This window comes from Oribacterium sp. WCC10 (genome assembly GCF_900113415.1).
In the GTDB taxonomy this organism is placed as follows: domain Bacteria; phylum Bacillota; class Clostridia; order Lachnospirales; family Lachnospiraceae; genus Oribacterium.
The window spans coordinates 1-12,826 of record NZ_FOPH01000033.1; the positions used below are offsets into that span (position 1 = coordinate 1).

Below are 12,826 nucleotides of genomic sequence, written 5' to 3' on the forward strand. Positions count from 1 at the left end.
ACTGATATACACAACGAATTCCATTGAGAATTTTAACCGGCAGCTGCGTAAAGTGACCAAATCCAAGACGATCTTTCCGACAGATGATGCCCTGTTCAAGATGCTCTATCTAGCGATGACGGATGCAACAAAAAAATGGACCGGAAAGTCATGGGAATGGGGACAGACACTTGATCAGCTCTGTATATATTTCAGTGATCGAATCACCCCGGAAGACATTGAATAACCACTGATCAGGCTGTATATAAAGGGTAAAATGAACGCCCGTTAGGAACGGGCGCCCTTGACATACATCCATCTCAGTGGTAGACAATAGCTAAGAGGCAGAACAGCATTTCATGCCGCCTGCCTCTCTCAATAATCTTTAATAGATTAAATCAAAACGAAATTTTATCATCAATTCAATCTGTTTACACAGAATTTTTTACACTACCGAAATTGAGCAATTAATTTCTTCCTCTGTGTGCTGTCCCTGTGGTAAGATATGCATATGGCGTAAGTCCTTTCTTGGTAAATGTTTTGTCGCAAATCCATTATACCTTATTTGAAAGCGACCTATGCCTTTTTTATTGTCTGAAGTATAGAGTTTTCAAGATACATCACACCTTTTGGGTGTGGGAAGTTTGAGTAATTTATCATTTTTTGATCCTACTTCTTATAGCATGAACATAATATAAAACAACCTCATGCTTGATCAACAAGCACGCAAACAAATAGACTAAACTTCCAACAAATACTTCTATAAACAACTTCATATAACATGAACAGTTAATATAATAAAATGGAGAAATCGAACATACTGTAATAAATGTACATATTACAGTTTTTAGTAATGTAGTGTTAATATTCTCAATATAAAAAAACCTTCTTGAAAAAAACAAAACAAACCCAAACGCTAGTATTTCAGAAACAACAGACGCTATCGATGCACCTTCAGCCCCAAATCGAGGAATTAGAAGAAGATTATTCACAAGATTTACCAACATTGTAATAAAATACGATTTCATTAATAAGATTTCTTTTCTTGCGCACATCATTACTTGGAAACATATCATATCACCCACACACTTCAATGGCACCATAACAGATAGTATCGAAATTGTTTTTGCAGCCGGCAAAAAATCCTTTCCAAGGAAGGACAAAACCAATGGTCTCGAGACTACAATCAACCCACAAAAAGAAGGAATCGAAATCGTTACCATTAAATCAAATCCTATCTTAAGAATGCGATTGAATTCATTCTTATCTTTATCATATAAATAACTTAGTCTTGGCATAAAAACTGCAGTCACCGCCACCATTGTTGTTACAATTAAATTAATTATTTTTTGTGAACTAGTATAATAACCAACAACATCACTACTTTTCATGATATCCAACATTGATATATCCATTTTTGCATACAATTCTGTAGATATCGAACATAAGGCAAGGTAAGCAAGTGGTTTAATATGCAACTTAAGTCGTATATCATGTATAGAAAACTTGACCAATTCTCTAGATTTAATAATGTTACATAAATAATTACCTGATGCTGCAATTACTTGAATTATAGCGTATATATATATATCATCTTTATTTCTCACCAAAATAAATAAAGTAAACAGAGATACAAGTTTTATCATAACGCTTCTTGCAGCAATGTAGCCATATTCTTCTAGACCTTGAAAAAGCCAATCCACATTGAGTATATTAAGCAGAATAGTCAATCCCATTATAAAATACAGTCTTAATTCTTTTTTAAAATAATGGTTTATTATTATAATGGAAATGAACAATATATAAGATACTATCGATAAAATAAAATTCAAAATAAACAGCTCACTATATAGTCTACTTCTTTCAATATAATTTTCTCTAAGTTTAGCAATCTCACGTAAACCATATACAGGAATTCCCAATGTTGCCAAAATTAGAAAATAAGAAACATTATTATTTACTGCAGCAAATCTTCCAACACCTTCTGCCAATAAAACTCTTGATATATAAGCCGTGGACACTAATGGGAACACAACATTTAGAACTTTATAAATTATGTTATAAAGAACATTTTTACTTAAAGACTTACTATTCATCGTCCTTTCCTAACAATTCATTTAATGTTTTCTTATATGTTTTATAAAACACATCAATATTATATTTCTCTTTGAATTCCCCTCTCTGATAACTTTCTAATGTACTTCTATCATCTTTTTTCATATTAATAAAATAATTTACGCTGTTCACCGCTTCATCAACTGTATCAAACAACTTTACTCCCGGTGTATTGATAAACTCTTTATTTCCACCAGTATTGCTTATAACCGAACATTTACCAATTGATAAGGTCTGAAGCATAGCAATATCAAAGTAGGTCTCTCTATTTGGAAGCATATAAATATCTGAGGCTCCTACATATGAATAAGGATCCGCAGTCCACCCTATCTCAATCCATCTATCAGATTTTGGCGGATGAATAGATCCCACATTTCCACAACAAACAATAAATATATTTTCAAGCTTAGAAAAAATACTCTGTAAAATATCATATCCCTTAACTTCGTTATGTCTTCCAACAAAAGATAGAAGTATCGCATCTTCAGGTATATTTAATTCTTTCCTCACTTCTTCACGAGACTTTTTACATGCCACCGGCACAATCCCCGTTGGTACATATCTTATTTTTGATTCATCTCTTAATAGATTATATTTAGGCCAAGAATGATAATAAGGTTCTTCAGCGCCCATACAAGGAAAAAAGATATAATCTGCGCGTTTAAATGCATATTCATCTATTTGTTCTGCACTATCAAATAAATTTTTATACATTGAGTATTCTTGTTCAGTTATAATATCTTCAATATACTCTTTATATGTAACTTTCGGGGAGTGTGATGTCAGCACAACCAAACCATTATACGACTTCAAATTTTCCCGTTCTCTAAACATATCTTCCGTAGTATGAAAGTGTACAATATCATAATTATTAAATTCTGTAAGCATATTAGGTACTTTCTTTTTGAATATCGAGTAGATATGTCTCGCATGTGCGCTATGAGGGAATTCTAATCTTCCTATTATTTTATCAAAAAAATTTTTATTATATTTCCATACATTTTTTTTAAAGAGAATCTCATTATCACCTATCTCGTCACGATATTTTTTTACATTATAAAGGTATCCAAAAGGACCACCCACTGGAGCCAATTCATCTTCACATTTGTATAATAGTATTTTCACTGATTCTTCTCCTAAAAGCTATTCGCTACAGTCTTTAGTCTTTAAAATATTCTCTAGAGTTGACAAGTCTTATTATGTTATCAACAAAAATCTTCGGAACATTATTTTCATTATATCGATCCATCTGTAGTCTTCGAATTCTTTCTGCCTCAACATTATTTATATTCTCAAGGTAATGTAGGCAATCTTTAATTTCGTCATTGGATAGCACATTAAACAACAGATTATCGTCTACTACCAATTCTTTAATCCCACCTCTATTGCTTCCAGAAACTAAACATCCTGTTAGATACCCTTCTATTGCTGCATTTGGATAATTTTCCATGTAAAGTGATGGAATAATTATTGCGAATGCGTCAATGGCCTTTTTCATAATTTCTTCATGTGGAATTTGTTGACAATAATGTGCACCACACCTTTGAATCTCATCAACTAATGCCTCTTTGTCAATATCATTTGCTATTGGGCCAATAAATTCAAATTTTAATTTTGGGAAAGAATTATCTTTCAGCACTTCCAAAAGCCGAAAAATCCCCTTCCCTTCATCCATTCTCCCATAACAAAGGACGGTTCTCTTTCTTGCTTGTTCATTTCCGAAAGAATTAATGCTATTTTGAACATCATTTTCTCCAACTATCCTTTGATTACTTCTTATGTTAGTTTTTATTTCTATGGCATTTGGTATATGTACGGTTTTATACCCATTCTTAGTTGCATAGTATTTCAACATTTTACTAGGACTTATAAAACAATCCACGTTTTTTATTCTGTACTTATGTATGGAAGCTCGGAGAAGGCATCTATATAGATACCGAATCTTTTGGATGCTACCACTACCACTACAATGTTTCCAACAATTCTTTGGATTCATATCTCTGCACGGTGTCAAATCCGGCCATAAACACCATCCATTATTATCGCATAACCACGTATAGTCATGTATTGTTTGAATAGTGTAGTATTCTTTGGTAGCATCCAATATCGATTTATATGCAAATGTAACATTATGCATATGTATGAAATCCGGATTATACTCTTTAATTATTTTTCGTATTTTTTTAATTAATATTGGATTAATAAAAACATCATTAAGTCTCTTTATAATTCCAGATTTGCTCCTAGCAATATTTATATGATTTTTATCTTCTGTATTTTGAATATTCGGGTCAAACGTGAGAAGAAGTGCATGATACCCTGACGATTCTAAGTATTTCTTCTCAAGTAATGCCTGAATTTCTGCCCCACCATAGTTATAATATGTACTTATTATTACCGCTTTCATAACGACTCCATTTTTATTATTTTGGACTCATCTACCATATATTCCCCTATGTTGCAATATTTTTATTATTTTGAATGAATAGTATGCCATAAGGCAAATCAATGCACTATCCCTGATAGTGTAAACAAATGTTAAAAGATCACATTCTACTAGACATGCGGGGCCAATCAATACCAACAATAGCATATACCCAACTTTTGATTTCAATAGTTTTTTGCTAATCCATTCAAAGAAAGCAACAGTAAATGCAAAAAACAAGAACATTCCTATAATACCAAATATTTCTGCTCCTATCGAAAATAATGTATCATTGAAATCTTCAAGATTTCCTGTCATGTCCACAGCCGAAAGTCCAATTGATGCCATTTGCTTTCTATAAGCACCATTATATAAAATATTATTCTTCTCTTGCATATCAAATCCCGGAATAGCAAAAACTATTGCATCTCTTATAAGCCGGAATCCATATGAAAAATCACTTTTCAAAGCAATTGTTATTGAAAAATCCGATAAATCATATCTAAACGCATGATACCTCATCACCCACTCTTCATTAAAATACACCATTCTATTGCTTACAATTTCTGTTATTATTGTTACCAACTGAAGTACAGCTGGCGAAATGCATGTAGCCAATTTAATATATTTAAATTTCAACACATCCATGTACCAAAGCCCCAATGCTATTATTAGTAAATACTTAACAATAGCTGACTTTCCACCATGAGTCATTGCTTCTACAACGCGCAGCACTCCAACAAGTAATAATGGTATATACTTTCTTAAGCTTTTTTTATTTTCACGATTTTTAACATAGATCACTTCAGTTGCGCATGTCACATAATATATCGCTTCAACAAATGTTTTTTGTGATCGTGATATTGTATATACACTAGATGCTAACTGGCTTATCAAGAACAAAACAGTCACCATTCCGTACATTACATAAGAACTAATATGGATTATTTTTTTTTCACCAGTGAATACATTAAAACTCTTCCTCAGTTTATTTTGACGATATCTAGACCAAAAAAATGTAGTAATAATTATAATAACATCAACATACACTCCACCCAAAAGTCTAATCATGTTATTATCGGTATAACCTTCAAATAATGAACGTACTGAAAACTTTGTGACTGAGTTTTGGTTATACAGTACCATCACAATCAATAAAACTGCAACTAACGAAAAGCCTTTTTTTTGCGAAGATTTCTCTACCTTTGCTAATACATATACCATTGTTAAGCTACTACAAAAGGAGTGCAGAATCGCCAGTAACAGTCTATTATTTCCCACCCCATAATATGAATAGTATATGAATGCCGTTACTCCAACAACAGCAAAAGATATAACAAAGATATTCCAATCAGCTTTTTTGGGATTCAACACTTCAAACCTCTATTCCATTAAACTTATCCGGAAATTTTTTTAATGACCTATAAAGCCTATCATGATTTCTTTTCCCAATTAGTTTTATCATTATCACATGCAACTGCATTACCCATTTACGCTTTGCTCTTGGTCCCCATGCACTTGCAAATCTGTGAATACTTATGGTATCATCATTCGATTGTATTTCATCCGTATAATAGTTTTTTGGAGAGAATACTTGATAGGGATATATAACAAGTTCTCCCAAATTCAATACATTTCCATTATCTCTTAATTCTCTCTTGTATTTACCTTTTAGTACAAGCCTTATTAAATATGGGACCGCATCAACTCTCATGTTTCCGTCACTATCATAAAAAGATTTTCCTTCGTAATAATCAAGACATGATTTTATCCAATCTAATCCTGGTTCTGCTCCAATTGTTGCTGCTTCAGGAATTCCTAAGTATTCAAACCCCATAAAACACTTATGATTCAGAAAAGTATCATAGCTTTTCAAAACCTCAATATCTGAATCAAGATAAATACCGCCATAGTTATATAACGCCCAAAATCGTATATAATCTGCAGCAAAAGCATATTTTTTTGCCTCGTATGCTTCCTTTACCCACTGAACACTATTTATATCAAATGTATCCTTGCTCCATAATTTTATTTCATAATCTGGTAGCAATTTCCCCCAACTTTCCAAACATTTTTTTATAGAATCCGGATATGGATCTCCGCTTAACCAACAAAAATGTATCACTTTTGGTATCATAATCTCATCACCTCATTTTCCCCTCAATTACGTAGCTTTCGAAGAACAAACCGACCATGCATCTATCTTCGGTCGATTATCTCATTTCCCATTGACAACATTTACTAAAAAGTCTAATTCATCTATAGGAATAATATTATTGTATTGATACTATATTTTTACTACTATGACACGTATCTAAAGCGCTTGAATCATATTGGTCCTTCTCCCCCACTAAATCCACAATAAAATAGTGAACTCCTACATGAAACCGTTACTGTTTTCCAAAAATCAAGCACACTCTAAACAAAAAATCATCCAAGAAGTTTCCACAACTCATTTCTGCAACAGCTTTATTATCTACCATAGCTTCTAAAACCAAACGATTATTACCTTTTATACTATCAGAATAGTTTTCAAGTATTTCAAGCGCGACTTTGTCTCTATTGTACTTTGTATTAAAAAACTTGTTTATTCTAGAGATCCATTTTTTTAGAAAAGAACTATTTCCACTAACAACATTTGTTCCATGTTGCCTATATTTCATATGTGGTTCATAGTCATATAATGACACCCCACCTATCGACAAACAAACAAGATTTACCCACCAGTCATGAAATGACACATATCGTGGTCTATATGCTTTTAGATACTCCATAAGTAATGAATTAAACACAACTGTACACCCAGTAGCGTAGTTTTTCACAATAGCCGATCCCAATGTCGTAATCGGTCTAAGAGCCTCCACTTTTATACACTCCAAATGCTCGTCAACCAGCGTCGTGTTACTAGAATAAATTGCAGGTTTCTTTACCTCTTCTAATTTGTCAACCGCTATTTTTAGCTTATTCTCATCCCACACATCATCTTGATCTGCAAATGCATAATAGTCATATTTGCCTGCCATGCTTATCAATTCAAAAAAGCTCTCTTTAACCCCTACATTTTTCGATTCGATAATGTCAACCTGTTCAAATTCTTTTATTATGTCTACTGTTCTATCATTTGAACCATCATCTCGAACAAGTATTTTAACATCAACACCTATTTGTGTTATGATGCTGTTTAGTTGCTCTCTAATATACCTTTCCCCATTATAAGTTGACATCATCACAAGAATCTTCTTCATCACTTCAGCCCTTCATAATACATAATTAATTTTTTAGCTTCTGTTTCAGAATCAAACCCAGCCAACTTCACTTCTTGACTATGATCAGTTCTATTTGTGCTTTTGATTTTTGTTAAAATTCTCCTTGCCCATTCATCTGCTTCTATATTCAAATCAATAAATTCCCCCAAATCCGCACAAGGACTAGATTCATTAGGTATTTCCGTAGAAAAAAAGATTGGTAGTCCACATGATTCTGCCTCTATTCCAACTACAGGAAGTCCCTCATAAAGCGATGGTAATAGAAAACAATCCATTGCATTATAAAATGGTTTTATATCTTCTCTACGTCCCAAATAAAGAACTTCTTCGCTAATACCAAGCCTCTTTATCTTTTCCAACATCGCTTCTCTCAATTCTCCATCACCAATAAGAATAAGCCTTGCTTTGTTTTCTAGTTTTAAAATTTCATTAAATATCTCAATGATAAAAAGCGTATTTTTTTGAGCAGTTAATCTTCCAATATGTCCAATTACGATATTACTTTCTATACCATATTTTTTTCTGCATTCTTCTCTTACCCTTAAATCAAAGGTATTATCAATTGTATTAATCACAGTCTTGAAAATTGTGACTTTACCTTCATCATACAATCTTCCAAACTGCCATTTCCCACATTCATCACCATTAGCCATATAATGGGTCGAAAAACATCTTGAAAATGGTTTAAGTATATTTTTTATAACTGTCTTTTTATCTGATTTATGAGCCATAGAAATACTTTCATTTATTCTTATCGGAACGCCTTCCCGCCATGCAGCATAAAGACCAAATACATTCATCGTCCCATTATATGCATGAACAATTCTGTAGTTATTTTCTCTACAAATCTTCTTAATTGCCTTTATATTAGCAAAAATATTCTGATAACGAGGAATTATATATACTCTTCCTCCCAATGACTCAATTTCTTCTACAGGAATTGCATTTGAGTCATCGTCACATATAAAATCAAACTGTATCTTTGTCCTATCTATGTGGCGATAATACTCCATGACGAGATTTTTCTTCCCCCCCGAATGCATTTTACCCATTATTACTGCTATTCTTTCCATTACAATAGTTCCCTTTTCATATATTCCGCTGTTTTCTTTATCCCATTTTCCAAAGAAATGGGATTTAATTTCCCGTAATACTTCTCATACCTAGTAATATCTAAGTAATTTATTGGAACATCTACAGACCTTGCATTTCTGAATATCACCTTTACTTTTAGATTTAGAGATTTTTCAATCGTTTCAATTACATCCTTTATGGATACCCCATATCCACATCCCAAATTAAATATACGATGTTTGTTTTCACCATTCACAATATTCAACATCGCTCTAATGGCATCGTCTATGTAAATAAAATCTCTAATAACGGAGCCATCTCCATAAACACATATTTCCTCACCTCTAAGTGCTTTGTACGTGAAAGTAGTTACTACGCCAAGAACTCCGTTGGGTCTTTGATATGGTCCATATGGATTTGCTAAACGAATAATCCTGTAATCTAGTCCATACATATAGTTATATAGATACAACAATTTTTCTATTGTGATTTTCTGTATACCATACGATGTAATAGGATTCGTAGGTGTATTCTCAGGTAATGGACAACTTGCTTCTTTACCATATACTGTCCCCCCAGATGAAACAAAAACAACCTTTTTTACTTTTTTTTGCACACAAGCATCAAATAAATTAGCAGAAAAGAGAACATTTGCCTGAATATCGTAGCTGATATATTGGTTCGAAGTTGTAGGAACATTTGTGCTCACAAGGTGATAGACAACATCTTGATTTTCCAACACGTTAAAGCTCTCATCCTGATCCAAAGACGATTCTATAATTCTAACATTAGAAAAATTAAATTTTTTTATGTTAGAAAAATACTCCATATGTTTGTCCACTAGAGTTATTTTATTGTTTATATTTTCTGCTAATTTGATTGTAAGATTTGTCCCGATAAATCCGGAAGCTCCTAAAATCAATATATTCATTTAAACCTCCTCAGAATTTGTGCTTGTCACTAATTTATATTCCTCATTAACTTCTTGCCTTTGCCTACGATTAACATACCGAATTTCGCATTCTTTCCTATAATCCATTTTTTTGCAAAACTAATTTCTAAAGATCTTTGAAAAGATACTGTTTTGAACTACTTTATCAAACTGATTCTAGTTGCATTCTGTATTCTAAAAAATATAATCCTAATCCCTTTCATCCTGATAACTCATTCTTCCACATGTACAGTTATGCACCATCATCTGTTGCAGAAAGACTCCTAAACTAAAAACGAATGAAGTTTGAGTAATCCCCAAATACTCTCTTAGCCATTCCTTCTGCTATCCAGTTGATAACCCCTTCAATTTCATCGTATACAGGATTATCTTCAAAAATCATCTCATATGTCCATGCCAACTCATCATCAAAATTCACCTTAGATTTGATGCATATTGTTTCATTTTCAATATCTTTTAAATGCCTACTCTTCCAATCCGTAATACTTATATACCTTAATAAAGCACAGTTAACAATTATAATTCTATAAACAATGTTTCTCCTTGGTATCCATCTCATGGCACTCGTTTAACTAATATAGTTTAATGTCCTTCGTTCGCCTTGTCAATTAGACGAATTTCTCTACGATACATCGTGTCATACGTCTTGCAACCACAATGTAGACGATTTTTGCAACAGTTTATTCTCTCTTAGTTAGAATCTTTTATACATTATCAGTCAATTGAAACTGCATGATTTTTCACTATAAGCTGACTATGATTCAATATATAGCGTACATTATCTTCTCGTTTCAATATATAGTACTTGATTTATTCACTTTTTTTGATAAAATTACGACAATAGAGTTGCCCAGTCATTTGCATTGGGGACCAGGCCGAGGATTATACTCGGTCTTTTTACTTTATCAGGAGAAACAGAATGGAATTAAAATGTCCACTCACAACTTCGATAATTGATTAGACATTATATAGATATCAATGAAGTGCATTATAATACCCACATTACTAATGTTTTCTCTTCGATATAAGATTACCCTTTCAAATCGAGTAGGAGGCGGTGACAAACCGCCGTCCTCTCACAGCACCGTACGTACCGTTCGGTATACGGCGCTTTCAATAGTTGACGTGCACAGACTGATAAGCAGTGGCTAAATCGTAAAAGCCACTCTTTATCAGTCTTTCTTTTGTCATTGCCATGTTAATAGCAACTGTGTGTGTCGTGAACCAGTAACCACGTCGGCTGTGACCAGCCATGTGAGCCAATTCATCAGGTACACCCATCTTTAAAAGATTTCGAACCTTCGTTTTTGGATTCTTCCACTGTTTCCATATACACATACGAATTCTGTGATAGAGCCATCCATTAAGCTCGTCGATGTTGTTCTTCATGCTTGCAATGCCGTAGTAATTAAGCCAGCCTCTGGCACAAACCCGTATTTTCTCTAGGCTTGGTTTGATGGACTGCACCGACTTACGGGAAGATAAGTCCTTCAGTTTCAGCTTGAACTTCTTCCATGACTTCGTGTGAACTCTGACAAATATGCCACTTCTGTTCCTTCCCAACGCAAAGCCAAGGAATTTAAAATTTCGGATTGCAAACACGCTAACAGTACGACTTTTCTCTCTGTTGACTGTGAGTCTCAGTTTCTCTTCAAGATATCGCGTACTGCTTTCCAAGAGTCTCTCAGACGCCCGCTTGCTTTTGGCTAGGAGCACGATGTCATCTGCATATCTGATGCATGGAACACCTCTCTTCAAGAATTCCTGGTCGAACTCATTGAGGTAGATGTTCGCAAGTAATGGCGATATGTTACCTCCTTGCGGTGAACCTTCCTCTGTGCCAATGACCACCCCGTTTTCCATTACACCACTTTTAAGGTAACGCTTAATCAGCTGCACTACACGTTCGTCCTTTACATTCTTCCGGAGAAGGTTGATAAGAATCTCGTGATTCAAAGTATCAAAGTACTTGGATAGGTCAAGAACTACAGCAAATGTGTAGCCTTGTTCCGCGTACTCTTTAACCTTGAGAATTGCACCTTTTGCGTCTCTGTTCGGACGGTAGCCATAACTTCCGTCCGCGAACAGCGGTTCATAGATAGGCATTAACTGTTGCGTTATTGCCTGTTGGAGTATTCGGTCTATCACTGTTGGTATGCCAAGCTTTCGCACACCACCATCAGGTTTCGGAATTTCAACCCGCCTGACTGACGACGGAGTGTATTTCCCACGATATATGCGGTCTTTTAACTCCTGCTGATGTTCCCGAAGATAGGGAAGTGCTTCCTTGACGGTCATGCCATCAATTCCAGGCGCTCCCTTGTTTGCCTTGACTCTCTTATACGCTCTGTTAAGGTTGTCCTTATGCAGTATCGCTTCCAAGAGCTTCGGCTGTGCACTGTCTCTTTCTTTCCATATCCGATTGAATGACCTACGCGCTTTCACATGTCCTTCGTGTTCCGCACTATCCCCATGTGAACAGCCACTGTTTCCAATGTTTTCTGCCATAAACAGTCATTCCTCCTTTCTCAGTCATACTCAAGACTCCTACTGATTCGGTCCTTCGCCTCTCGGCTACTATGACTTCTGCTGACTTCTGCGTGTTCAGCACCGCCTCGTTTCCTTGTACGGTGGTTACTCCTTTCAGAGCCTTTCACACAGACCTCCTCTATAAAAGTGGTTTTTCTACCACTTCGTATTAATCTATCTCATTTATGTTAAATATCGTAAAGTTTCCTTGATGCAGTTCTTTCTTCCTTCATCCAGGTCACGATACATTCGAATTATATCTTTTTCTTCAAATGACAGACTTTCTACTGTTTCTTCATGCCCAAGGAAAAGATAATTCGGTGTCGTGTTAAGAAATATGCATATTTCCTCTACATATCTCAGGTACGATGTACTTCCGTAATACTTCCATTTAGCCATGGATCCGGTTGGTATGCCCAGATACCCGGCGAGATCTATTTCCTTTTTCCTTCTTTTCCTGATCAATTCCAGTATCCTTAATACCAC

At 34.4% G+C, this 12,826-nt stretch carries 12 protein-coding genes; 1 reads left to right on the forward strand and 11 read right to left on the reverse strand.

The window, feature by feature from the left end:
• Positions 1–226 (forward strand): transposase (locus BM294_RS14890; RefSeq protein WP_139225902.1); only part of this gene is annotated, 226 nt, incomplete at its 5' end.
• Positions 227–635: 409 nt separating this feature from the next.
• On the opposite strand, the gene BM294_RS14895 is transcribed toward BM294_RS14890, so the two are convergent.
• The 11 genes from BM294_RS14895 to BM294_RS14945 form a co-directional block, all read right to left on the reverse strand.
• Positions 636–2,075, reverse strand: coding sequence for a flippase (locus BM294_RS14895; protein ID WP_091209795.1), 1,440 nt, complete (start codon positions 2,073–2,075; stop codon positions 636–638).
• Positions 2,068–3,219, reverse strand: coding sequence for a glycosyltransferase family 4 protein (locus tag BM294_RS14900; RefSeq protein WP_091209797.1), 1,152 nt, complete (start codon positions 3,217–3,219; stop codon positions 2,068–2,070). The genes BM294_RS14895 and BM294_RS14900 overlap by 8 nt, the downstream gene beginning before the upstream one ends.
• Before the next feature lie 34 nt (positions 3,220–3,253).
• Entirely contained in the window at positions 3,254–4,501 is a 1,248-nt protein-coding gene (locus BM294_RS14905) for a glycosyltransferase (protein WP_091209799.1), read from the reverse strand.
• Between the two features lie 27 nt (positions 4,502–4,528).
• Complete coding sequence (locus BM294_RS14910) at positions 4,529–5,893, reverse strand: hypothetical protein (protein ID WP_091209801.1); 1,365 nt, start codon at positions 5,891–5,893, stop codon at positions 4,529–4,531.
• A gap of 1 nt (position 5,894) precedes the next feature.
• Entirely contained in the window at positions 5,895–6,656 is a 762-nt protein-coding gene (locus tag BM294_RS14915) for a glycosyltransferase family 32 protein (protein WP_091209803.1), read from the reverse strand.
• 253 nt (positions 6,657–6,909) lie between these two features.
• Positions 6,910–7,764 carry a glycosyltransferase family 2 protein gene (locus tag BM294_RS14920; protein WP_091209805.1) on the reverse strand — a complete coding sequence of 285 codons (855 nt, stop codon included), beginning with the start codon at positions 7,762–7,764 and terminating at the stop codon, positions 6,910–6,912.
• Positions 7,764–8,858: a glycosyltransferase gene (locus BM294_RS14925; RefSeq protein ID WP_091209807.1), complete on the reverse strand. Its 1,095-nt coding sequence runs from the start codon at positions 8,856–8,858 to the stop codon at positions 7,764–7,766. The genes BM294_RS14920 and BM294_RS14925 overlap by 1 nt, the downstream gene beginning before the upstream one ends.
• Positions 8,858–9,790, reverse strand: a complete 933-nt coding sequence (locus BM294_RS14930) for an NAD-dependent epimerase/dehydratase family protein (RefSeq protein WP_091209809.1) — start codon at positions 9,788–9,790, stop codon at positions 8,858–8,860. The genes BM294_RS14925 and BM294_RS14930 overlap by 1 nt, the downstream gene beginning before the upstream one ends.
• Positions 9,791–10,079: 289 nt before the next feature.
• Positions 10,080–10,370 carry a hypothetical protein gene (locus BM294_RS14935; RefSeq protein ID WP_091209811.1) on the reverse strand — a complete coding sequence of 97 codons (291 nt, stop codon included), beginning with the start codon at positions 10,368–10,370 and terminating at the stop codon, positions 10,080–10,082.
• A gap of 554 nt (positions 10,371–10,924) precedes the next feature.
• Positions 10,925–12,319: a group II intron reverse transcriptase/maturase gene (gene ltrA, locus BM294_RS14940; protein WP_091209813.1), complete on the reverse strand. Its 1,395-nt coding sequence runs from the start codon at positions 12,317–12,319 to the stop codon at positions 10,925–10,927.
• Positions 12,320–12,523: 204 nt separating this feature from the next.
• Positions 12,524–12,826 (reverse strand): hypothetical protein (locus tag BM294_RS14945; RefSeq protein ID WP_207648064.1); only part of this gene is annotated, 303 nt, incomplete at its 5' end.